This window comes from Anaerococcus sp. AH8042_DFU013_CI05, assembly GCF_047936775.1.
Lineage (GTDB): Bacteria > Bacillota > Clostridia > Tissierellales > Peptoniphilaceae > Anaerococcus.
In genome coordinates this window covers 1,724,784-1,746,963 of the sequence record NZ_CP175954.1, presented here as the reverse complement: position 1 = coordinate 1,746,963, position 22,180 = coordinate 1,724,784, and the positions used below count along the sequence as shown (strand labels likewise).

General features: G+C 32.7%; 24 protein-coding genes and 1 riboswitch. Of the genes, 6 read left to right on the top strand and 18 right to left on the bottom strand.

The window, feature by feature from the left end:
• Positions 1-106: 106 nt before the first annotated feature.
• From ACKRLN_RS08885 to ACKRLN_RS08860, 6 genes are all read right to left on the bottom strand, one after another.
• The gene (locus ACKRLN_RS08885; RefSeq protein WP_203128311.1) at positions 107-463 is read right to left on the bottom strand and encodes a DUF956 family protein; all 357 of its coding nucleotides are present in this window, start codon (positions 461-463) and stop codon (positions 107-109) included.
• A 3-nt stretch (positions 464-466) separates the two neighbouring features.
• The gene (locus tag ACKRLN_RS08880; protein WP_416334890.1) at positions 467-1,558 is read right to left on the bottom strand and encodes a PTS system mannose/fructose/sorbose family transporter subunit IID; all 1,092 of its coding nucleotides are present in this window, start codon (positions 1,556-1,558) and stop codon (positions 467-469) included.
• Positions 1,559-1,569: 11 nt separating this feature from the next.
• A complete protein-coding gene (locus tag ACKRLN_RS08875; RefSeq protein WP_203128308.1) occupies positions 1,570-2,385 on the bottom strand; it encodes a PTS mannose/fructose/sorbose transporter subunit IIC in 816 nt (271 codons plus the stop codon).
• Between the two features lie 8 nt (positions 2,386-2,393).
• A complete protein-coding gene (locus tag ACKRLN_RS08870) occupies positions 2,394-3,413 on the bottom strand; it encodes a PTS sugar transporter subunit IIB (RefSeq protein WP_296142030.1) in 1,020 nt (339 codons plus the stop codon).
• Between the two features lie 73 nt (positions 3,414-3,486).
• Entirely contained in the window at positions 3,487-4,479 is a 993-nt protein-coding gene (locus ACKRLN_RS08865; RefSeq protein WP_416334889.1) for a Gfo/Idh/MocA family protein, read from the bottom strand.
• 3 nt (positions 4,480-4,482) lie between these two features.
• A complete protein-coding gene (locus ACKRLN_RS08860) occupies positions 4,483-5,055 on the bottom strand; it encodes a hypothetical protein (RefSeq protein ID WP_203128302.1) in 573 nt (190 codons plus the stop codon).
• Between the two features lie 84 nt (positions 5,056-5,139).
• Here ACKRLN_RS08860 and ACKRLN_RS08855 point away from each other — a divergent pair, with 84 nt between their 5' ends.
• From ACKRLN_RS08855 to ACKRLN_RS08835, 5 genes are all read left to right on the top strand, one after another.
• Positions 5,140-7,989, top strand: coding sequence for an insulinase family protein (locus tag ACKRLN_RS08855; protein WP_416334888.1), 2,850 nt, complete (start codon positions 5,140-5,142; stop codon positions 7,987-7,989).
• 72 nt (positions 7,990-8,061) lie between these two features.
• Positions 8,062-9,153 carry a 5-bromo-4-chloroindolyl phosphate hydrolysis family protein gene (locus tag ACKRLN_RS08850; RefSeq protein ID WP_416334887.1) on the top strand — a complete coding sequence of 364 codons (1,092 nt, stop codon included), beginning with the start codon at positions 8,062-8,064 and terminating at the stop codon, positions 9,151-9,153.
• Positions 9,150-10,268, top strand: coding sequence for a toxic anion resistance protein (locus ACKRLN_RS08845; RefSeq protein ID WP_203128296.1), 1,119 nt, complete (start codon positions 9,150-9,152; stop codon positions 10,266-10,268). The genes ACKRLN_RS08850 and ACKRLN_RS08845 overlap by 4 nt, the downstream gene beginning before the upstream one ends.
• 8 nt (positions 10,269-10,276) lie before the next feature.
• A complete protein-coding gene (locus ACKRLN_RS08840; RefSeq protein WP_203128294.1) occupies positions 10,277-10,537 on the top strand; it encodes a kinase to dihydroxyacetone kinase in 261 nt (86 codons plus the stop codon).
• A gap of 101 nt (positions 10,538-10,638) precedes the next feature.
• Positions 10,639-12,066, top strand: coding sequence for a hypothetical protein (locus ACKRLN_RS08835; RefSeq protein WP_416334886.1), 1,428 nt, complete (start codon positions 10,639-10,641; stop codon positions 12,064-12,066).
• Positions 12,067-12,123: 57 nt separating this feature from the next.
• Here ACKRLN_RS08835 and ACKRLN_RS08830 read toward each other — a convergent pair whose 3' ends face one another.
• Positions 12,124-13,047 (bottom strand): IS3 family transposase, encoded by a 924-nt coding sequence (locus ACKRLN_RS08830; RefSeq protein ID WP_416335397.1) that lies wholly within the window; start codon positions 13,045-13,047, stop codon positions 12,124-12,126.
• The gene (locus ACKRLN_RS08825; RefSeq protein ID WP_416334885.1) at positions 12,981-13,520 is read right to left on the bottom strand and encodes a helix-turn-helix domain-containing protein; all 540 of its coding nucleotides are present in this window, start codon (positions 13,518-13,520) and stop codon (positions 12,981-12,983) included. The genes ACKRLN_RS08830 and ACKRLN_RS08825 overlap by 67 nt, the downstream gene beginning before the upstream one ends.
• A gap of 393 nt (positions 13,521-13,913) precedes the next feature.
• Between ACKRLN_RS08825 and ACKRLN_RS08820 the strand changes: the two genes are divergently transcribed.
• Positions 13,914-14,198, top strand: a complete 285-nt coding sequence (locus tag ACKRLN_RS08820; RefSeq protein ID WP_416334884.1) for a hypothetical protein — start codon at positions 13,914-13,916, stop codon at positions 14,196-14,198.
• Positions 14,199-14,292: 94 nt separating this feature from the next.
• Here the strand turns inward: ACKRLN_RS08820 and ACKRLN_RS08815 are convergent, their stop codons facing one another.
• The 10 genes from ACKRLN_RS08815 to ACKRLN_RS08770 form a co-directional block, all read right to left on the bottom strand.
• Positions 14,293-15,696 (bottom strand): S41 family peptidase, encoded by a 1,404-nt coding sequence (locus tag ACKRLN_RS08815; protein ID WP_416334883.1) that lies wholly within the window; start codon positions 15,694-15,696, stop codon positions 14,293-14,295.
• Complete coding sequence (locus ACKRLN_RS08810; RefSeq protein WP_203126997.1) at positions 15,686-16,039, bottom strand: hypothetical protein; 354 nt, start codon at positions 16,037-16,039, stop codon at positions 15,686-15,688. Before ACKRLN_RS08810 ends, ACKRLN_RS08815 begins: the two co-directional genes overlap by 11 nt.
• Before the next feature lie 15 nt (positions 16,040-16,054).
• Complete coding sequence (tsaD, locus tag ACKRLN_RS08805; protein WP_416334882.1) at positions 16,055-17,065, bottom strand: tRNA (adenosine(37)-N6)-threonylcarbamoyltransferase complex transferase subunit TsaD; 1,011 nt, start codon at positions 17,063-17,065, stop codon at positions 16,055-16,057.
• Positions 17,065-17,499, bottom strand: a complete 435-nt coding sequence (gene rimI, locus ACKRLN_RS08800) for a ribosomal protein S18-alanine N-acetyltransferase (protein WP_416334881.1) — start codon at positions 17,497-17,499, stop codon at positions 17,065-17,067. Before rimI ends, tsaD begins: the two co-directional genes overlap by 1 nt.
• A gap of 1 nt (position 17,500) precedes the next feature.
• The gene (gene tsaB / locus ACKRLN_RS08795; RefSeq protein ID WP_416334880.1) at positions 17,501-18,172 is read right to left on the bottom strand and encodes a tRNA (adenosine(37)-N6)-threonylcarbamoyltransferase complex dimerization subunit type 1 TsaB; all 672 of its coding nucleotides are present in this window, start codon (positions 18,170-18,172) and stop codon (positions 17,501-17,503) included.
• Positions 18,153-18,599: a tRNA (adenosine(37)-N6)-threonylcarbamoyltransferase complex ATPase subunit type 1 TsaE gene (tsaE, locus tag ACKRLN_RS08790; protein ID WP_416334879.1), complete on the bottom strand. Its 447-nt coding sequence runs from the start codon at positions 18,597-18,599 to the stop codon at positions 18,153-18,155. The genes tsaB and tsaE overlap by 20 nt, the downstream gene beginning before the upstream one ends.
• A gap of 74 nt (positions 18,600-18,673) precedes the next feature.
• Positions 18,674-19,270 (bottom strand): ECF transporter S component, encoded by a 597-nt coding sequence (locus ACKRLN_RS08785; protein ID WP_295885180.1) that lies wholly within the window; start codon positions 19,268-19,270, stop codon positions 18,674-18,676.
• A gap of 63 nt (positions 19,271-19,333) precedes the next feature.
• Positions 19,334-19,455: riboswitch (FMN riboswitch) on the bottom strand.
• Positions 19,456-19,627: 172 nt separating this feature from the next.
• Positions 19,628-20,290, bottom strand: a complete 663-nt coding sequence (locus tag ACKRLN_RS08780) for a winged helix-turn-helix domain-containing protein (RefSeq protein WP_416334878.1) — start codon at positions 20,288-20,290, stop codon at positions 19,628-19,630.
• Between the two features lie 151 nt (positions 20,291-20,441).
• Positions 20,442-21,131 carry a 2,3-diphosphoglycerate-dependent phosphoglycerate mutase gene (gene gpmA, locus ACKRLN_RS08775; RefSeq protein WP_295885174.1) on the bottom strand — a complete coding sequence of 230 codons (690 nt, stop codon included), beginning with the start codon at positions 21,129-21,131 and terminating at the stop codon, positions 20,442-20,444.
• Positions 21,131-22,180, bottom strand: coding sequence for a rod shape-determining protein (locus ACKRLN_RS08770; RefSeq protein ID WP_416334877.1), 1,050 nt, complete (start codon positions 22,178-22,180; stop codon positions 21,131-21,133). The genes gpmA and ACKRLN_RS08770 overlap by 1 nt, the downstream gene beginning before the upstream one ends.

Below are 22,180 nucleotides of genomic sequence, written 5' to 3'. Positions count from 1 at the left end.
AGCAAATTAATTTACTTTTCCACATTTTTTGCAAATGTTTTCCAGATAAAGCTTTGTTAAAATATATACCCAATTTAAAACAAAAAAAGAGCACCCTTTTGGTACTCTATTTTTTAAAGGCACGCTTAATATAATCTAATAAAGAAAGTGATTTTCTAAGCTTTTCTCCTGGTATATATTTATTTATGGCTCGTAGGGTTTTCTTATTATCTACTGTCGAAAATATAAAATCTCCATTTTGCTTGGTGTGAATGGCAAATCGTGGGATTTTGGTTTTAAAAATAACTTCAGCAGTAATAAGTTCTATCTCGCTCCGTGGGATTTGGATAAAGTCCCTAGGATTTTTTTCGTTGTAATATTCAAAAGCCTTATCGCCTATAACAACATCTCCTAAGCTAGTGAAACCCTGGAGATGTTTTGCTTTTATTGATAAGTCGATAGTTTTGTTTTGTGACTCTATCATAACCTACATTATATTAAAGTATCTAGCAACGATACCGATGATAAATAGGGCAACGATGATTACGATTGGTGAAACATCTTTTTTAAGAAGTTTTGATACACCAAGTGTTAGTAATAATGGCATAAGCCCTGGCACAAGCATATCTAAGTTATCTTGAAGTGTTGTAACTTTTTCTGGGTTAAAGGCATTTGCCCCGTAGGTTTCATACATTTCTAGAGCATGTTTTATGCCTTCTGATCCACCTGGTAGATTTGCCCAATCTATAAATGTTTTGCTATCTTGAGCAACTCTTGTAATTTCTACAGGGAAGTCTACACTTACCCATCTTTGTACAAGGGCACCTATTACAAACATACCAAGGATAGAAGCTGTTAGAGTAACCCTACCTAAAAGTCCACCTGATAAGTCTTTAGTAATTTCATTACCAGCCTTGTAACCTGCTTCTTGGGTCTTCCATAGGAAAGCATATCTAATTATGTTCCAAAGGACAAAGAATAAAATTGGTCCAAGTGGATTTCCGCTTAAAGCTAAAGATGCACCTAAGGCTCCTAAAATAGGTCTAATTGTAAACCAGAAAACTGGATCTCCTACACCAGCAAGAGGTCCCATCATACCAACTTTTACCCCGTTGATTGCTGCATCATCAATAGCTGTTCCATTTGCTCTTTCTTCTTCCATTGCAAGGGTTACACCTAAAACTGGTGCTGATACATATGGGTGGGTGTTGTAAAATTCTAAGTGACGTTTTAGTGCTGATGCTTGACTAGTTTCGTCATGGTATAAGGTTTTGATAGCTGGAATCAAAGAATAAGCCCAACCACCATTTTGCATTCTTTCAAAGTTCCATGTACCTTGTAAGAATTGGTGTCTGTTACAGATTTTTCTTCTGACATTTTTTGGCAATTCTATTCTATCTGCATTTTTAGTTTCTGATTTTTCATCTACAACTTCTTCTTTTGTTTCGACTACTTCAGTCTTTACTGGTTCTTCTTTTATAACTTCTTTTTTAACCGCAGGATCTTCATTTTTTATAACTTTATTGCTAGAGTCTGCTTCAAAAACTTCTATATCTTTATCTTTTTTGTTATCAGTCATAAGATCCCTCCTTAATAATCATTTATAATATCGCCAAGTGGATCGCCAGAATTTCCGCTAGCTCCTCCGCCACTTTGGGCAATACCTTTAAGTTTCATATATATAAGTGCAAATGCAATACCTATGACTCCAAGGCCTATAAGTGTGATATCTGGTATAGCTGCAATGATAAAACCAAGGGCAAAAAATGGCCAAGTTTCTTTGGTACTCATCATATTTAAAACCATGGCATAACCAACAGCTGCAACCATTCCACCACCAACTTGCATACCACCTTTTAACCACTCAGGCATAGCATTTAGGGCATCAGTGACTACTTTTGCTGGGATAAAACATAAAATAAGTGCTGGAATTGCAATTCTAAGTCCCTGCATAAGAACACCGGTCCAGTGGATTCTTTCAATTTTTTTAAAGTTAGCAGTTTCAGCAGCAGAGTCCATAGCGTGAACCATAGGTATTGCTATAGTTCTTGCAAGCATGGTTAAAAATAAACCAGCTACTGATAGTGGGATTGCTAAAGTAATAGCTGTACTTCTAGCTTCTACAGCATTAGTAGTTCCTCCATTTAGGGCAAGAGCCATAATAATCGCAGATGCAACCGATGCTAAAGCTGCATCCGGAGCGATTGCTGCTCCAACGTTTGACCAACCTAGGGCCAACATTTGTAGCGCACCACCTAGCATGATACCTTCTTTAAAGTGTCCAGTTACTAGACCAATTAAAGTACAAGCAACTAATGGTTGGTGAAATTGGAATTGATCAAGAATCCCTTCACAACCTGCTAGGAAGGCTACTATAAAGATTAAAATAATATTAATAGCAGTCATTTCTTCTCCTAATTCATATTTAATTCTGTTTTTGCTTTTTTAAGCATATTATCAAGTTTTTCTTTTTTATCTGATGGGACTTTTCTAACATCGAAAGTTACACCTTGGTCTTTTAATTTTTCTAGAGTTTCTACGTCTGATTTTCCCATAGAAACGGCAGTTGTAAGGTTTACCTTTCCCTCAGAGTAAGCCATTGATCCTATATTTACATGATCAATCTTGCCACCTAGTTCTAATAATTCTAATACATCTTCTGGTTTTTCAAATAAAAGCATAGCTCGTGTTGCACCAAATCTAGGGTCATCTAAAATTTCTTTCATTTTCCAAATTGGAACTACGTGGGCTTTTACTCCTGGAGGTTCAGCCTCCATTACCATTGATTTTCTTAAGGCATCCTTGCTTACTGCATCTGAAACTACTATGATGCGATCTGGTTTTGTAGCTTTTGTCCAGCTAGTTGCAACTTGACCGTGCAATAGTCTAGTATCGATACGAGCTAGGACTATGTCGATTTTACCATCTCCAATAACTGTTCCCTTTGGAATTGATCCGTCTGATGCTTTTTTTGCATCAACTAGGGCTTGGGCATCATCTACATCATTTGTTTCGTTTACCTTTTCGCTTACTTCGTTTAAGTCTTCAGGCTTGATTTTTACTCCTTCTTTGGCTGAGCCTACGATTGCTTTTGCAATTGCGTGTGAAGATTCGTTTGTAAATCTTTCTGATAAGGCCTCTATAACCATAGGAAGGTTCATACCTGCAACTATTGCCCATTTATCCTCATGGCCTTCAAGTAAATTCGAAGTTTGGTTAAATGGAGTGCCTCCCCAAAGATCAACTAGAAATAAAATCTCATCGCTATCCACTTTTTTGATACAAGCTTCAAGCTCACTTCTTAAGTCATCCGGTCCCATGCTTGGCAAAAGAATTGCTGTTTCAAATTTTTCTTGCTCACCAAATATCATTTGGGCAGATTCTTTGATACCTTCAGCAAAGTGGCCGTGACTTGCAAGTATTATTCCTACCATCTTCTCTCCTTTCATTAAATTAAAATATATAAATTCATATTAAAATGACTTACGAATTAATTATATCACAAATTTAACGAATTTTATCAGCAGGATAATAAATATTTGCATCAAATCTTGCTTTAGTTAAAACTTCTATATAATTGTAAGTTTTATCTAATAATTCATTCACTCTTTGCTCATCACGAGTCCTTAAAATTTCTTCTATGGCAACAAATTCATAATATAGTCTTGATCTTCCCTTTTCGTTAAATTGGAAAGAATATTGACCATCATCTCCCACTTCTTCTAGATTAAACTCCTCAAAGCTATTAAGGGCATCTGGAATTTCAATAGTTCCTTTTGTTCCCTGGATGGTATTTACCATCGGTGCAGCAGAATCTTTTGATCCAATGCAGGATACTTTAAAGTCCTCATAATCCAAAATAACAATACCAGATGTATCTATATTTTTTTCAATATTTGCAAAGTACTTTACATCCTTTGGTAGGCCAAAAGTATCTACTGCAAAGGCTACATTATATAAATTTAGATCTATTAAGGCTCCACCGGAACTTTCTAGGGAAAATACTGGCTCGATTATGCCTTCTTTAAATTTGTCATATCTTGAAGAATATTGGGAATAATTAAATGAAACTATTTTGATATCTCCTAAGTCATTTACAATTTTTTTGGCCTCTATAGCGTTTGGGATAAATCTGTGACTTATAGCTTCTACTATCAACACATTATTTTCTTTAGCCTTTTGTATTATAATCTCTGCTTCATAGGCATTTGATGTAAATGGCTTTTCACAAATAATATTTTTTCCAGCATCAATTGCCTTATCCATAGCATCAAAATGCAAATTATTTGGAAGGGCAACATATACAGTATCGATTTGCTCATCGGCAAGTAATTCTTCTATTCCTACATAATATTTTTCTATTGCAAATTCTTCTGACAATCTTTTAAGTTTTTCTTCATTTCGTGCAGCAATTGCTACTGGTTCAATATTTTCTACTTCATTTAGTACAGGTAAAACCTCTTGTACTATTTTTCCTGATCCAAGTATACCAAGTTTCATTTCTTACCTCTTTTCATAATTCATTTTTATTTGCTTATCTTCAAATTTTTCGCCCAATAGAGATCTTCTCTCCATTAATTTTAGAAAATATTTTGAAGAATAATATCCAATTAAATAAACCACCACTGATAATATTAGGGTTGGAATTAGGGCTGCTTGTGTAAATTTTGATTCTGGGACAAATTTCATAACTACAATATAAGAAGTCCACACTTGAAAAAATCCATTTATTGGGACTGTAAGGTATATGTCCTTATATGATTTGTAATTTCTAATTAACAAAAATGTCAAAATGTCAGCCAAAAATGCACTTATCCAAATAGCTAAGACTCCAAATATTGAAAATTTTAGTAAAAATATTCCAAATACAAAAGAAACAAAAGAAATAACTCCAATTTTTTTAATCCTAAGTATTAGAGCAGTAAAAATAAAAGAAAAAGCAGGGGCCATGGCTAAAAGCCTACCTCCAGGTATTGGTAAAGACCTGCCCACAAAATATAAAACAGTACCTAAAACTACCATCAGGGCAAGACAAATTGCCATAACTGTTAGTTCCTGGGTTTTTATTTTCTTCATAAATCCTCCTAAAATATATCTCTGTAATTTTTACCCAATATCGATAAATATTTGTTGGAGTATAGTTAAAAAAACGGAGGAATTATGACTTACACTTTAAAGGAAAAACAAAATTACAAAAAAATGGGTGTTGAGGTTTATCTTTATGAACACGATAAAACCAAGGCACAAGTTGTATATGTAAAAAATGATGATAAAAATAAAACATTTGGTATAGGATTTAAAACTCCACCAACAAACTCTAAGGGCATGGCCCACATTATGGAGCACTCAGTTTTAAATGGGTCAAAAAAATATAGGACTCGCGAGCCATTTATGGATATGGCAAGTTCTTCGCTTCAAACTTTTTTAAATGCTATGACCTATCCAGACAAGACAGTTTACCCAGTTTCTAGCGAAAATGATAAAGATTTTTATAATCTAACTGACGTATATCTGGACGCTGTTTTTAACCCTAGTGTTCGCCACAAAAAAGAAATATTAGACCAAGAAGGCTGGCATTATGAAATTGATAACGACAAAATCACTGGTATTTCTGGGGTAGTTTATAATGAAATGAAGGGCGCTCTTACCGATCCTGATGAACTTGTTTACGATGATTTTATAGCCCATCTTTATAAAAATAGTCCTTATGAATACGAATCTGGTGGAGATCCAGCTGATATTTATAAAATTTCCTATGATGAATTTGTAAATTTTTATGAGACTCACTACCACCCTTCAAACGCTTATATATATTTTTATGGGGATTTGGATATAGATTTTTATTTGGACCACTTGGATAAGGAATATTTATCAAATTATGATTACAAAGACCTTGATTTTGAAATAAAGGTGCCGGATAATTATTATTCTGATATTATAAAATCAACTTATCCTGGCAATAGTGAACAAGAAAACGCTGATTACTTGCTTTATGGATTTTTGACTAAGGAAGGCCAAGATACAAAATACTATCTTACCCTCCTTATCCTCATTAGTGCCTTGTTTCACATGGATTCATCCAAAATCAAAAATGAAATCAACAAAGAAATTGACCCAGATGACTTTTCTGCAAGGGTTGGCTATGGGGTAAGAAGCTCAATAATTTTACAAGCCCAAAAAGCTGATGGAGCAAAACTAGATAAATTTGTTGAAATAATTGAAAATGGTTTGAAAGATGCTGCAAATGGCATGAATAAGGAAAGTTTAAAGGCAGCCTTTTCTATTTTTGAATATGGACAAAGAGATCAATTAATTTCTGTAATGCGAGGACTAACCTACTTTTTAATGTGGCAATTTGATAAGCCAATTTTTGAGACCTTTAATATAATTGACTACTTAGATGAGCTAAGACAACTAATAGATACAAACTATTATGAAAACTTCATCAAAGAAAACTTTTTAGACAATCCAACAAAGTTAATCTATATTGCAAAACCAAGTAGTGATTATACGGCTAATAAACAAAAAGATTTAGACGACTACATTGCAGATCTAAATAAAAATATGAATGATGAAGATTTAGCAAAAATAAAAAGCGATTTAGAAAGATTAGAAATCCACCAAAATAAGGCAGATACTGAAGAAGAAAAAGCCACAATTCCAGTATTAAATATAGAAGATGTACCAACAAAGCTAGAGAAAACTGCTCGTGAACTTATCGATGATAAATTCACCTATATTTACCACGATATTGATACAGCTGGTTTAATCTATACTTCGCTATATTTTGACATAAATCATTTAAATTTAAATGAGCTAGGTTATCTTTCACTTATAAATGACTTTATGGGCTCAGTTGATACAGAAAATATGGCCTATACCGAAATAGATGATGTGCTTTTTCAATACCTATCAAGCCCAAATTTCTCAAATGCATTTATAAATGTAAATGATAAGGATATTGCAAGACTAGAAAAAGTTTCATTTACATCAACTATTGAAACAGCTCAAAAGGGACTTGATTTGATGTCTGATTTTATGTTTAATTCCAAATTTGATAATCAAAAAAGGATTTTAGAAGTCCTTCGTATGAAAAAATCATATTTTGAATCTGGCATGTATGACCAAGGCCATATTTTGGCAATAAATAGAGCAAATGCTCATATCGATAAGGCTTCTATGATTAAAGATGAGCTTAATGGCATTGGTTCTTATTTATTCTTAAAAACTGTCATAGATGAAGTTAAAAATAATTTCGATGAATTTTTAAGTAAAATAAATAGCATTTACAAAAAAATATTTACTGAAAATCTAGAAATAAATATCACTTGCTCAAAAAATGATTTTGAGAAGATGAGAAAAATTATTAACGATAAATTTGATTCCTTATTAGAAAAACAAGATCAAGTAGAAATAGAATTTTATCCTAAATCTTATAAGGAAGCCATCCTTTCAAATGCAAATGTAAACTACATTTCAAAAACTGCAAATATAAAAGAATTTGGCGAAGATTTTGATGGTAAGCTCATGGTAGCTACTTCAATTTTATCAAATCCATACCTTTATGAACTTATCCGTGCTAAGGGCGGCGCATATGGAGCTGGAATCACTGCAAATAGATCAGGACTGATTTCAACATACTCCTACCGCGATCCAAATATTTTAAAAACTATTGAAAGTTTTGATTCTATTGGAGAGCTTACAAAAAACATCTCCCTTACAAGTAGAGACTTTGAAAACCAACAAATTTCATCAATGGGCTCTATTCTTAGACCAAAATCTCCATCTACCCTAGCTGATGAAGATTATGGTAGATATAAAAAAGAAAATCCATTTGATCCAGAAGAAATCTTAGCAGAAATAAAAAGCGCAAGTCTTGATGATATAAAAGCTTATGCAGATTTATTTGAAAAATCTATGCAAAAAGATAATTTAGTAGCCTTTGGCAACAGGGATAGTATAACAAAAGTTAAAGATAGCTTTGATAAGATAATTGATTTAGATGACTAATTTAATATAAATTAAAACTAATTTAAATTTATTAAAGATTAGGGTATGATATTAATAATACAAGGAGTAGCGATGACTGATAATAAAAACAATTTTAACTTTAATGATATAGATTTTTATGGAATTGGCGAGTCTATTAAGAATTCTGTTAATAATACCCTAAAAAAATTTACAGAATCAAAGGAAAAAACAGAAAACTTACCCCAAACTAGAAATAAAGAAGTGTGCGAACAAAAACCCCCAGAGCTTTCCAAGGCTAAGGGTTGGCAGGCAGCATCTATTTTATCAGGAATAATACTAATTCCTCCTACTATAGCATCTGTAATTGACTTCTTTACTTTTGGTGATATTGAGGGGTTTGTCATAATCTTATTTTTAATTGCGCTAACCCTATCCTTTCCTTATATTTCCTGGAAAGCTAGTAAAGAGTATTTTAGACTTACCAATAATTATGTGAGATTTTTGAGAGAACTTGGCAACAATACAGTTATTTCTATAAGAGATCTTGCAAGTGCAGTTGCTCAGACAGAAGAAAAAACTGTATCAGATCTTACAAAAATGATGAAACGCGGCTACTTTCATCAAGCCCGCATAGTAGAAGATGATTCACTTTTTATCCTAGACATCCCTACCTTTAGGCTTTATAAGGATAAGAAAAAAGAAATCCCTGAAGCCAGGGTAAAAACTGAAAGTGAAGATGAAGTTTTAGTAGAAGACTTAAGCTTTGAAAGATCTAGAGAAATCCTTGACCAAGGCAAAGTTGTCATAAACGAAATAAAGACAAGCCAAGCAAAAATAAATGATACAAACTTTAAAACAAATGTAGATAAACTTTTAAAAAATTCAAGAGATATACTAAATATAGTAGAAAAATATCCAGAAAAGTCCTACGCCCTAAATAAATTTAGCGACTACTATTTGCCAACTACCGCAAAACTAGTAGAAAGCTATTGTGATTTTGAAATGATGCGTACGAATAATTCAAAGATAACAAATTCTATGGGGCAAATAAACGAGTCAATAATTACTATTGGCGAAGCTTTTGATAAAATAAAAGTAGAACTTTTATCAGATAGGGCCATGGATATAAAAACTGACATTGACACAATAAACTTACTTTTAAACCAAGAAGGTTATGCAGAAGATGATTGGAGTAATCAATGAGTGATATAAAATTAACTTTAGACGGTGCCGATGAAAATGATAGCAAATTAGATAACATAACCAATGAAAGTCCTGATTTGGTAGAAAATAATGTAAAATTTTCTCCAGAAGAAGAAAAAATGATAGATGATTTTTCTAAAAAGATCAATCTTGAAGATACAAACATCATCCTTCAATATGGATCAGGTGCTCAAAAAAAGATTTCAAATTTCTCAGAAAAAACCTTAGATACAGTTCGTAATAAGGACCTTGGAGAAATCGGGGGGCTGCTTGATTCAGTTGTTATGGACATCCGTGATATGGAGCGTGAAGAAGCTTCTGGTCCCCTAGGATTTTTAAAAAAACAAGTAAATAAAGTAGAAGATTTAAAAGTCCGCTACCAATCAGCAGAAAAAAATATCGATGAAGTAGCCAAAACTTTGGAAAATCATCAAATAACACTTATGAAAGATATTTCAATGCTAGATCAGATGTATGACTTAAACGAAGAATACTACAAAGAAATCACCATGTATATTGAAGCTGGAAATAGAAAACTTCAAGAAACTTATGCAAGTGAAATCCCAGCCATAGAATCCCAAGCTAAAGAATCTAATTTGCCATTAGATGCCCAAAAAGTAAACGATCTAAAAGCTCAAGCAAATAGATTTGAGAAAAAACTTCATGATTTGGACCTAACCCGTATGGTGTCAATCCAAATGGCTCCACAAATCAGGATGGTACAATCATCAAACTCAATAATGGCAGAAAAAATTCAAACCACAATAGTAAATACCATTCCACTTTGGAAAAACCAAATGGTCTTAGCCCTTGGGATGAATCACACAAACCAAGCTATTGCCACCCAAAAAAGAGTAACAGACCTAACCAATGAGCTTTTAAGAAAAAATGCAGATACCTTAAAACAAAACACAATAGAAACTGCAAAAGCTACAGAACGCGGTATTATAGACCTAGATACAATCAAACATACCAACGACCAACTTATTTCTACAATAGAAGAAGTTAGAAATATCCAAATCGAGGGTAAGAAAAATAGGACTTTGGCCCAAGCTGAAATAGCAAGGCTAGAAGATGAACTTAAGAGAAATTTAACAAAAGGAAACAGTAATTAGGAGGAAATATGGTAGATATAGGAGATTTTAAATTTGATACACAATTGCTAATAGCAGGTGAAAATTTAGATGAAGATGAAATCTTTGATCACATTACAGAAAACTTTGAAGGAGACAGCCTACTTGCAGTAGGTGATGAAGAACTAATCAAAATCCACTTTCACACAAATAGACCTTGGGAAATCTTAGAATATGGAGCAAGCCTTGGAGAAATTCACGACATTGTTGTAGAAAATATGCTAAGACAAGCTGAGGGACTAAAAGGTTAATTATACTAAAGCTAGGACTTCTTGTCCTAGCTTTTTTTGATTGAAAAATCCTTAATTTTTAATATAATAATATAAAAAAGTATAAAGAGAAAGAGTATATTATGAAAATTAAAAATTACGGAAAAATACTTATCCTCACCCTTGCTATTGGCTTAGCCGCACCAGTTACAAACTCATTAGCAATCGATACGGAAGTAGAAATCCAAAATATAAATGAATTAAAAAATATTGATAAGGCTTCAAAAAATGAAATAGAAGCCTATAATAATTTATTAGAACAAAAAAACAAGGCTATCACTCCAAATCCAGAGCTAGAAAAAGATTTAGAAAATCTAGCAAACAGATTTGGAGAAGAATACAATCTACGTTATGATTTAAAGGCGAATATTGAACTAATAAAAAAAATAGATGCACAAAGCTTTAAAGAGCTCATAAAAGATAGCCAAAAAGTTTTAAATAGTGATGACCTTGCTAAAATTAAAGATCAAAGCGAATATCTAAAATCTTTAATTAGCCAAGAGCAAAAACAAGAGTCTCTTTTATTGACAGATGAAGAGATTAAAAATATAGATCTAGCCACACAAAACTTTATTACAAACGGCATTCTTTTTGAAGATGAAACAAGTGAAAAACCTCAAAATCTCGAGCAAAATATAAAAGCAGTCCAAAACTCAAAAGCTTATTACTCAGCTGATGTAAATCTAAAATCAAAATACGATGAGATTTTAAATAAAGCTAATGAAAATAAAGAAAATGAAAAAGCAAATGAGCTTTTAAATGATTTTCTAAAAAGTGCAGATAAACTGAACTTTGAAATCCCAGCATCTTTAGAAAAAGAAGATGAAACAGAGATAGAAAATCAATCATTTATAGCTGGAAATACAGATACAAGTGATCAAAATCTAATAGAAGAAAGTCAAACTATAGAAAATCCTACACAAACTACAGGATCATCAGCTACTCAAAACGAATCTGCTTTTTTAAAAAATGATAAAACAAGCAGTAAGTATAAAGAATTATCTGATGCCCAAAAAAGAGAACTTGATGCCATAGATACAAACAAAGATGCTAAATTATCAAACGAAGAGTTAGATGCATCAGCAAACTACACATCTGACCTAGGATCTGACTCATGGCTATATCCATTTACTGAAAAAGCATTAAGTGAATCAAATGCTGATGATAATAAAAAAGATAACGGGGCAGAAAATACTAATGCTGAAGTAAATAAAGATTCAGAAAATCAAAGCCAAGAAAAGGAAGTACCAAAAACAGTAACTATCGACAACGAAACCAAGTCTCCAGAACTAAATGATGAAGACAAAGATACAAACGAAGATACTGACGATGATAAAGAAGAAGAATTTAACGAAACAGAAGCCAACCAAACAGTAGCTCCAAGAGAAAATACTAATGCAGCAAGCATTGTAAAAACAGGTATAAAAAGTCTTGGATATGTAGTGGGTATATTAGTTATAGCCCTAGGCGCTTACTATTTCTTGAGTAAAAATCAAAAAAATAAAAAATAAGCAAAAAGCTAGGTTTTATGAGCTGAACCCATAAACACGGAATAACTTAATAATATTTTAAGCGGAATGTAATCTGTAATCAACAGGTGACATTCCGTTTAATTTTGTCTTTATTCTGTCTTCGTTGTACCATTTGATATATAATTCTATTTCTTTTCTTAATTGATCATAACTTGTAAATTCTACACCATAGTACATTTCTTGTTTTAGTATACCAAAGAAGTTTTCCATCGGAGAATTGTCTAGACAATTCCCTTTTCTTGACATACTTTGTATTATATTTAGTTTTCTTAGTTTACTAGACCATGAACTATGTTGGTAATGGAATCCTTGGTCTGAGTGTATTGCTAAATTGTCTTTAGAACTAATACCTTTTATTGCTTTGTCTAACATTGAGTTGGTCAGTTTAATTGTTGGGTGATGACTTAGTGTATAGCTAATTATCTCGCTGTTGTATGCATCTAGTATTGGTGATAGGTAGAGTCTATCTTCATGACCTTTAATTCTAAATTCAGTTATATCTGTTAACCATAGCCTATTAGGTCTACTGGCTTTAAAGTTACGATTAACTACGTTAGAAGCTATTTTACCTACTTGACCCTTGTATGATGAGTATTTTCTTGACCTAGTTTTAAATTTAGTGCATAAGAGTCCTTCTTGTTTCATGATTCTAAGAACTCTTTTATGATTTACTATTAAGCCTTTGTTTCTTAGAACTGTACTTACTCTTCTGTAGCCATACCTACCTTTAGTTTTTTTAACTACTAATTTAATTTCTTCTCTGATTTCTTTATCTTTGTCTTCTGGATTTTCTAATTTAATTTTCCACTCATAGTATGAAGATTTAGCAAGCTTAGCTACTTTTATCCATTCACTTGCTTTTGTTTCAGGATGTTCTTTAAGAAGATGAAGTATTATCTTTGTTTTTTCCTTGCTTCTGCTTCCTCTTCTAGTAGCAAGGCTTGAAACTTTTTTTCGAATAGTATTTGCATCTTTAGATATTTATTTTCTTCTCTAAGTCTTATTAGTTCTTCTCTTTCAGACTCAACTATTGTTTTTTCGTTCTTTGATTTCTTTTCTGATTTAGACATATCTTTCTTAGGCCTTCCTCTGTTATCTTCTAATCCAGATAAACCACGTTCTCGATATGCTTTCTCCCGGTTACATATTACTGATCCATTAGTGATATCAAAGTGCTCTGCGGTTTGCCTGTATGAGATATTATTGATTTGTCTATATTGTATTACAGATAGTTTAAATTCACTAGTGTATTTCTTGTTATTTTGCTTTTTAGTTAAGTCGTAAAACCCTCCTGAGTTATATTTGTTAATCCAATTTTCTAGAGTGCTATCAGGTATATTGTATTTGTTTGCTATTGCAGGTCGTCCACCTGTTTGACCTGATAAGTACTCCAGAACTAATTTAATTTTAAATTTTTTTGTATATTTTGGCATGAAAAAACCCCTCAATCCATATTCCGGATTTTGGGGTTCAGCTCATTTATCCTAGCTTTTTTAATTGTATAATTTCCAATGACTAATTATCTAATCTCCTAATTTTAATATAAGTTTATTATTTATATATACTATTCATTTTAAGTTTCAAAGATATTCAGCTACTGTTTTATAATAGATAGTATATAATTTTATTTACATTAAATGCTACCTCATAACAAAATACCTATTTGTGTACTTTTAAATATAGTTGTTAAAAATATAATTTTTGAACTTGAATACTATATAATCAGAAGTAGGATTATATTAAATAACCGAAAAAGTTACAAGAAAAGAGACAATGTTGTTAAAACCCATTTATATGGTGAGTATTTTTTGAGGAGAAACAAAGAGATGGATGATGACAAAAAAAGCAAGTCAATGCTATTAAAGTTAATGTGGTTAGACTTTATATTTGGGGTAATAGGAATTATTATAGCCTATCAAATAACAGACAGTAATGTTTCAGACCTCATTTTAAGTAGGACTGGAGGAAGTACTTATGTTAAGGATATAACCTATTCTACGTATTTCTTAATTAAGCCACCTTTACTTATATACTCTGTCCATAGAATATATACCGGCCTTAAAAAACTAGTAATTTATAGCCCAAATTTAGCTAATAAATCTGACAAGTAAAGTTTAAATATAACATTTGTAATAAAAAATATGAGAATTTGATAAATTCTCATATTTTTTTATTTTTCTAATTATAATATTAAATTTTTTATTTTTAAAAATTACCCGCCTCTATTTCTTGGATAGTTTCTATAGAATTTTTAAAGGAAGATGATTCTATATCTGGTACTGTGCGTTTTTCTGCATCTATTGAACCATCTGGTGCATAGCCTAGAGTATTTGTATAGGTAAAAACTAGGCCTGAATTTGGCATAACATCATTTATCACTCCTAGGGTTATCCCATCTCCTCCGGTTGTCTCACCGATTAGGCTTGCTGATTCAGAATTTTTCATAAAGCTTGCCATGCCTTCAGCGGCTGAAAATACCGCTTTATCAACCATTAGATAAATATTTCCATCAAATCCATATTCTTTGTTAGATTCATCAGGGTTTACTGTAATCGTGTCTTTTATATAGTAGTCAAAGTTTTTAAGATCACTTGAATGTTCTAGCTTTACCCCTGAAATATCAACATTTTTTAGGGTTTCGATATTTAAGGTATCATCTGCTAAGATTAATTTGGCCCTATCTGAGTCTTTGAAAAATAAGTGGTTAGTTACTGATTTTGGGCTTTTTAGGATTTTTGGTAAAAGGAATTTTTGCCAATAATCCATATTGCCCCCGTAGTTTTCACGGATGTCTATTATTAGCGCCTTATAAAGGTGTTTATTTCTTAAAAACTCATCTAAAATCGCCTCATCTTGGCTAAATTTTTCTGGGTCAACCATAGAATTTATCTTTAAAATAGCAATTCCTTCTGCTGGACTTTCAAGACTTAAATTCGTCTCTTGTTTTTTATTCATAAATGAAAGGGCTCTTTTTTGGGACTTTTGACCTGAATCTAACGTTTGCTCGCCATCTAGGTCGTAGCGATTTCTCACTACTTGCTTGTTCATTTTTAAAAATTCATAATAAATTGATGGGGTATTCCAATTTTTGGAATAATATTTTAACGTGTTTTGAACATAAGCTTTATCTGCAATCCTAGCGTGGGAATTGTTAAGCTCTCCTATAATTCCTGTCATCTCGTCTATAAATTCTTGGTCAGTTTTTGCATTTTCTATGCGTTTAAGATATTTATTATAGGAGCCAATAAAATCAACATTATACTCTCTTTTTAAAACTCTAAAAAATGGATAATTTGCCTTAAGTTCCTTAAAAACATAATTAAAATCTTCTATCATTTCTTTATTTGTTAGATCTTCTGGTTTTTCTGGAGCGGGCAATTGTAATTTTGGTGGTGTTTGCAAGTCTTTATACCATTTTAAATAAGAGGCAATATCATATTTGTCAATATTATCTGGGAAAAAAACATCATCACTACCGTTAAATCCCCCATCATTGACAATAGTTTTGGTTCGCCTTGCTTCTAGCTGGTCTAATCTTCTTTTTGCACAAGAGGTACTTGTTAGCATAAAAACGAGGACTAGACAAAAAATCTTAATCTTATTTTTCATCAAATCCTCCCCTAAGTACATAATCCCTTTTTAACAAATCATAGATTACAGGGATATTTCCTATTGGATTTACAAGTGAAAAGACAACAATTGCAATAACGAGGATATTTAATCTTTTCCTCTCGCTTCTTGCAATTGCACCTAGACTTACATTTCTAATTCTTAATACAGCTATCCCGTAAATAAATGCAAGGATTCCGAAGATAATTTCAAAGATTTCTTTATAATAAATCCCAAATACCAAAACCCCAATACCAGCTAGTATCCAAATTACAGAACTTATCGTTTGCATTTTATTATATTTTTTTAATAAGTCTAAGTTTTCACTTCTTTTTCTTCTCATAATTTATATTATATCTTAAATTTCTAAATTTGGGTAAACTTTCATAAATTTATCAGATACTTCACCTGCTTGATAGTTTAAATACCCTGCCATGGCAATCATTGCTGCATTGTCTGTGCAAAGTTCAAGGGATGGATAATAAAATTTGATATTTTCTTTAGCACATTCTTCTGCCATACGTTCCCTTAATCTACTATTTGCTGCAACTCCGCCACTTAGGGCAAATTTGTCAAAGCCTGTTTCTTTTAAAAGTCTCATGGATTTTTCTACCAAAACATCCACAACTGCCTCTTGAAAACTTGCAGCAAGGTCTGCCTTATTGATTTCATTTCCCTTTTGTTCTTCTTGGTTCATATGGTTTAAGACCGCTGTTTTAAGTCCTGAAAAAGAAAAATCATATGAATCTTTTTCAAGTCTTACCCTTGGAAAATCTATGGCAGATCCATTTCCTTCTTTGGCAAGTTTATCAATTTTTGGACCACCTGGATAGCCAAGCCCCATTTTTCTTGCAACTTTGTCATAGGATTCACCCGCTGCATCATCACGAGTTTTGCCTACTACTTCATAATCTGTGTAGGAATTTACTTTTACAAGATAAGTGTGTCCTCCACTTACTACTAGTGTTACAAATGGAGGTTCTAAGTCTTTATGGGCTATATAGTTTGCACAAATATGACCTTGCATATGATTTGCACCAATCATAGGTGTATTTGTTGCAAGAGATAAGGCTTTTGCAGCAGATATTCCCACCAAAAGCGAACCCATAAGTCCTGGACCCTTGGTAACTGAAATCAAATCTATATCATCATAGCTAAGATTTGTATCATCCAAGGCTTTTTTTATCAAAGGATTTATAGCTTCTAGATGTTTTCTACTTGCAATCTCTGGCACTACCCCACCAAAAAGTGTATGAATGTCAATTTGAGATGATATTAAATTTATTAAAAGCTCTCTATCATTTTTTAGAATTGCTACACAGCTGTCATCACAGCTGGTTTCAATTCCTAAAGTATAAAAATCTGTCATTACAATTCCTTTTTCATATTATAGGCATCTTCACCAAGTTTTTGGTAATAATTTTTTCTAATGCCCATTATTTCAAAACCAAATTTTTTGTATAAATTTATAGCTGGTATGTTGTTTGTAGAAACTTCTAGCCAAACTTCTTTTATATTTTTTGAAAGACTTGTTTCTACTAGGTGGTTAAGCAAAGCTGTAGCAATGCCCATCTTCTTATATTTTTTATTTACTGCTATGGTAAATATTTCCGCCTCATCCATTACATGGCTTGATATATAAAAACCAACCACCTTGCCGTCTACTTCTGCAACATAATGATTTAAAAATGAATTAGATTTCAAATCTTTTATAAGATTTTTCTTAGACCACGGTTCAAAAAATGCCTGGTTTTCTATGTTATAAACCTCATCTGCATCTGAAATTTCCATTTTTCTAATCATTTTACACCTTATTCTTTTTCTCGTATTCTCTTTCTGCTTGGGATTTTCTAAGGTAATTTGGGCTAATTTCAAACAAATCTGGGCTATCATTTATATGAATAAGCCCTAATCTTATAAGAGACTTGCCAATGCAATTATTAAAATTTATAGGCAAAGTGTGGGCATTTTTAAATTGCTCACAATATTTTTCGCTGATTTCTCCTATAAGTTCTACTTCCTCTTTTAAATCATCAACAAGTTTAATAAAATCTTCTATCTCATAAAGGTCTTCATTTATGATTTCATTATAATCCTTATCATAAACTGCTGCATAAACCCTATTACCTCTAGCATCTAGCATAGGTGCTTTTAGTTTTTCACTTGAAGAATTATTTGCAAGGGCCAAAAGCGTGCTAATTGGTATAAGTTTTTTTTCATTTACTTGCGCTAGAGTTTTTGCCACAGTCATTCCAATTCTAAGACCTGTAAAAGATCCTGGCCCCTCAGAGATGACAAAGGCATCTATCTCTTTAATAGTCATCCCTAATAAATCCAATAAATTTTCAATCATAGGAACCAAGGACTCACTGTGAGTTTTTTGCTGGTTTACATTAAAATCCCCAATAATTTCATTATTACTTGCAATAGTTACTGTAGAAATCATAGTTGAGGTGTCAATTGCTAAAATATTCATTTATCTCTTGCCCCTTTTTTGTATCATCTAGGATTTTAATCTCACGAGTATCTTTATCTATTTTTGAAATCTCGACATTTATCATATCATTTGGCAAGAAATCGCCTCCATTTTCTGCCCACTCTATGAATGTAATGGCATCATCTGGATAAAAATATGTTTCAAAGTCGATTTCTAAAAGCTCATCAGGATTCTCTATTCTATATAAATCAAGGTGGTAAATGGTTTTTTCCCCCTCGTAAATATTTACTATAGAAAATGTCGGAGAGGAGCTATCTTTTATATTAAAATACTCAGCAATAAAGTTGGTAAGGGTGGTTTTGCCAGCACCCATATCTCCTATTAAATTTATAACATCATTTTCTTTTAGAAGGGATGCAAATTTATATGCAAAGCCCTTCATTTCATTTAAATTACTTATAATCATAAATCCTCTTTATCTTAATTATTATACTATTTATAATAAAAAAATCCCTAGATAATCTAGGGATGACTTTAAATTTAAAATTTAAGCGATGGTGATATGCGTTTGTATAGTATTTGAGTTACGATTGATTCGATAGCACCTTTTATAATATTAAATGGAGCTACTGAAAAAATCATAAGTGTGATGTAATTATTTACTAGTGAATTACCAGGAATCATACCTGCAAATGCTTCAAGATCCATATTCATCACCTTGGCATAGATTGGGAAAACTACAAAGGCATTTGATAAAGTTGCAACTGCACTCATAGCAATGACACCAAAAACAAGGGCTAAAATCGAATTTTTGCGAGTTTTTTTGTCTCGATAAATAAGTGATGATACCAAAACAAAGGTAGATCCCACAACAAAGTTAGATAGTTCCCCAACACCGCCTGTCATAGTTTTACTTAGGTTAAGGACATTTTTAATAAGCTGGATTAAAACTCCATACAAAGGCCCCATGGCAAAACCACCAATTAGCGCTGGCACATCAGCTAAATCAACTTTCATAAAGGGTGGAGCTATTGGAATAGGCAATTGAATAAACATCAATAAATACGAGATGCCCGCCAAAATACCAACTTTTACCATTCTGTCTAAACTAAATGATTTACTTCTTCTTTGAATCATAATTACCTCCTAAAATGGGCAAATAAAAAATGCCCTGATCTTGGGGCACGAAAAAATACAAAATATATACTTCTCCCATCCAGACTATAACTGTCGGTTTTGGAATTGCACCAAATCAACCAAAAAAAATGGTTCGCAGACTATAACTGCCGGTTTAGGAATTTCACCTTACCCCGAAACAAGCCCCTCTGGCTAATGGAAGAGTCGCGCCTTAAGCGCGAAAATACCGCAGACGCCAAAGGCGTCGAGGACCAAACTTGTTCCATTAGGGAGAGACTAAACCTATTTAGTTCTTGACAATATTATATCACAATCAAAACTCAATATCAATTACTTTTGAAAACAATTTCACAAAAATCAATCTTTTGGTTTACAACTATCCAAAACCCACTTATAGCCCTTGCGGTTTATGGTTTCTATTGGATTGAGATTTGCTTTTTTAAACTCAAGGCGGATTTTTCTGATATGCTCTCTTACAGACCTTTCTGTGGTCTTCATGCCTTTTTTGTTCATGGCTTCCACAATGTTATCCTTACTTAAAATTCTACTCATATTTGAAATTAAAACTGAGCAAATACTAATTTCAAATTTGGTTAGGTCTAGGATATCATTTCCAATCCTAAATATGCCATTATCCTCCTCCATTGTACAAAACCCAAGTCGGACAATATTTGTATCATTGATCTCTTCTACTTTTTCAAATACTGAGTTAATAAACTCCTCACGAGTATTTGAATGGATGACAAAGTCTTTATCATCTAGTTCTTGCTCATAAGGATTGTCTGTGTTTCTCTCTGTTAGATAAATAACAGGTGTAGTAGTCGTTTGCTTTATGTATTGAATCACCTGCAGACACTTATTGTAAGTCATATCAACCAAAATTAAATCGTATTCACTAAGGTCTAGATCTATAAGATCTTCCATTTGTTCAAATTTATGTATAACTACTTCGTTTTTATCAAATTGGGAATTTAAGAGAGATGAAACACCGTTTTCGTATTCGACTGATGCTATTTTCATATCTACTCCTTTTCTTCATTAATTATAGCCTTTTGGCATATAAATGTAAAGATTTTTTATATAAATTTGCATCGCATTAATATAAAATACAAATTTAACTGAACTTTGTCAAGAAAAAAAGACTTGCCTATGACAAGCCTTATATCAAAATTTATAAATAGTATTTTTTAGTCATTTTTAGATCATCATCTAGTTCGTAAACTAGTGGTTGACCTGTTGGGATTTCTAAGTCCATAATATCTTCGTCAGAGATACCTTCGATGTGTTTAGCTAGTGCTCTTAGTGAGTTTCCGTGAGCTGCTACTAGAATTGTTTCATCTTTTAGTAGTTGTGGTGCAATATTATCAAAGAAATATGGTAAAGCTCTTTCTAGAGTAATTTTTAAGTTTTCTGCTGCTGGAATTACATCTTTTGGCAGATTTTTAAATTGTCTCATGTTTAGTTGTTCTTCTTGAGCTTCTTTTGATAATGTTGGAGGAAGTGTATCATAAGATCTTCTCCAAATGTGAACTTGTTCATCCCCATATTTTTCTGCTGTTTCTGCTTTGTTTAATCCTTGTAGGGCACCGTAGTGACGTTCGTTTAGTCTCCAAGATTTTTCTACTGGGACAAATAATTGTTCAGAATATTCTAGGACATAGTTACAAGTTTTGATTGCTCTTTTTAAGATTGATGTGTGAGCGTGGTCAAAAACTATGCCGGCTTCTTTTATTTTTTTACCAGCTTCAATTGCTTCTTGTTGGCCTTGTTCAGATAAATCTACATCTACCCAGCCTGTGAATTTATTTGCAAGATTCCATTCACTTTGGCCGTGTCTTACCATTACTAATGTTTTTGTCATTATCTTCTCCTTAGTTTTTCATTATTTTCTAACTCTTTTTGCTTAGCTTTTACGGAATCATCAGCACCTTGGTCAATCTCATCAAGCCATGTTAGTGCTCGTCCTGTACCAATGACTACACACTGGTCAGCATTTTCCGCAATATTTACATCTATTTGAAATTTATCAGCTAGTCTTTGGCGTAGGCCAATTGTGTATGCTCCACCACCTGTCAGGATAATTTGTTTTTCGTAAATATCTGCTGCAAGCTCTGGAGGAGTTACCTCTAATACTTTTTTTACCCCATCTACAATCAAATCAACATAAGGCTTGATAGCAAGCTCTATTTCTCCCACAGGTACAAAAACTTTTTGTGGAAGTCCAGTTGAAATTTCTCGTCCTGTAACCTCAATAGATCCATCAAAGTCGGTACTACCTGCTTTAATCTTCACTTCCTCAGCCTTATTATCTCCTAGAAGTAGACCATATCTTTTTCTAATATAATCTTTAATTGCAGTATCAAAAGTAAGACCAGCAACTGGCACTGATGTACTTGCTATAATTTGTCCCATAGAAATTACAGCTATATCAGTAGTTCCCCCACCAATATCTACTATTAATTTTCCACCAGCATCTGTAATATCAATTCCAGCACCAATTGCGGCTGCTAAAGCCTCTTCTATTAGGTATGTTCTGTGAGCTCCTGCATTTTCGCTTGCTTGAAGAACCGCTCTTTTTTCAACTTGAGTTGCCCTACTTGGCACACAAATTAGCACGTCTGGTTTTAAAAGAGCTTTGCTTAATGACTTATCTAAAAAATATTTTAGCATACGTTCAGTAGATGGAAAGTCCGCTATGACTCCGTCTTTTAAGGGCATGACTGCTTTTACATTTCCTGGAGTTCTACCAACTAGTTTTTTGGCTTCATCTCCCACAGCAAGTATTTCATCTTTTAAAACATCAACGGCAATTACTGATGGCTCACTAAGGACAACTCCCTTGTTATTTACAAAAACTAAAACTTTGGCTGTACCAAGGTCTATAGCTACACTTCTTCTAATCCTTGCCAT

Bases quoted from the DNA above. Each gene is read 5' to 3' on its own strand.
- ACKRLN_RS08885 (WP_203128311.1), bottom strand. From the start codon at position 463: ATGATAGAGTCACAAAACAAAACTATCGACTTATCAATAAAAGCAAAA.
- ACKRLN_RS08880 (WP_416334890.1), bottom strand. From the start codon at position 1,558: ATGACTGATAACAAAAAAGATAAAGATATAGAAGTTTTTGAAGCAGAC.
- ACKRLN_RS08875 (WP_203128308.1), bottom strand. From the start codon at position 2,385: ATGACTGCTATTAATATTATTTTAATCTTTATAGTAGCCTTCCTAGCA.
- ACKRLN_RS08870 (WP_296142030.1), bottom strand. From the start codon at position 3,413: ATGGTAGGAATAATACTTGCAAGTCACGGCCACTTTGCTGAAGGTATC.
- ACKRLN_RS08865 (WP_416334889.1), bottom strand. From the start codon at position 4,479: ATGAAACTTGGTATACTTGGATCAGGAAAAATAGTACAAGAGGTTTTA.
- ACKRLN_RS08860 (WP_203128302.1), bottom strand. From the start codon at position 5,055: ATGAAGAAAATAAAAACCCAGGAACTAACAGTTATGGCAATTTGTCTT.
- ACKRLN_RS08855 (WP_416334888.1), top strand. From the start codon at position 5,140: ATGACTTACACTTTAAAGGAAAAACAAAATTACAAAAAAATGGGTGTT.
- ACKRLN_RS08850 (WP_416334887.1), top strand. From the start codon at position 8,062: ATGACTGATAATAAAAACAATTTTAACTTTAATGATATAGATTTTTAT.
- ACKRLN_RS08845 (WP_203128296.1), top strand. From the start codon at position 9,150: ATGAGTGATATAAAATTAACTTTAGACGGTGCCGATGAAAATGATAGC.
- ACKRLN_RS08840 (WP_203128294.1), top strand. From the start codon at position 10,277: ATGGTAGATATAGGAGATTTTAAATTTGATACACAATTGCTAATAGCA.
- ACKRLN_RS08835 (WP_416334886.1), top strand. From the start codon at position 10,639: ATGAAAATTAAAAATTACGGAAAAATACTTATCCTCACCCTTGCTATT.
- ACKRLN_RS08825 (WP_416334885.1), bottom strand. From the start codon at position 13,520: ATGCCAAAATATACAAAAAAATTTAAAATTAAATTAGTTCTGGAGTAC.
- ACKRLN_RS08820 (WP_416334884.1), top strand. From the start codon at position 13,914: ATGGATGATGACAAAAAAAGCAAGTCAATGCTATTAAAGTTAATGTGG.
- ACKRLN_RS08815 (WP_416334883.1), bottom strand. From the start codon at position 15,696: ATGAAAAATAAGATTAAGATTTTTTGTCTAGTCCTCGTTTTTATGCTA.
- ACKRLN_RS08810 (WP_203126997.1), bottom strand. From the start codon at position 16,039: ATGAGAAGAAAAAGAAGTGAAAACTTAGACTTATTAAAAAAATATAAT.
- tsaD (WP_416334882.1), bottom strand. From the start codon at position 17,065: ATGACAGATTTTTATACTTTAGGAATTGAAACCAGCTGTGATGACAGC.
- rimI (WP_416334881.1), bottom strand. From the start codon at position 17,499: ATGATTAGAAAAATGGAAATTTCAGATGCAGATGAGGTTTATAACATA.
- tsaB (WP_416334880.1), bottom strand. From the start codon at position 18,172: ATGAATATTTTAGCAATTGACACCTCAACTATGATTTCTACAGTAACT.
- tsaE (WP_416334879.1), bottom strand. From the start codon at position 18,599: ATGATTATAAGTAATTTAAATGAAATGAAGGGCTTTGCATATAAATTT.
- ACKRLN_RS08785 (WP_295885180.1), bottom strand. From the start codon at position 19,270: ATGATTCAAAGAAGAAGTAAATCATTTAGTTTAGACAGAATGGTAAAA.
- ACKRLN_RS08780 (WP_416334878.1), bottom strand. From the start codon at position 20,290: ATGAAAATAGCATCAGTCGAATACGAAAACGGTGTTTCATCTCTCTTA.
- gpmA (WP_295885174.1), bottom strand. From the start codon at position 21,131: ATGACAAAAACATTAGTAATGGTAAGACACGGCCAAAGTGAATGGAAT.
- ACKRLN_RS08770 (WP_416334877.1), bottom strand. From the start codon at position 22,180: ATGGCAAGGATTAGAAGAAGTGTAGCTATAGACCTTGGTACAGCCAAA.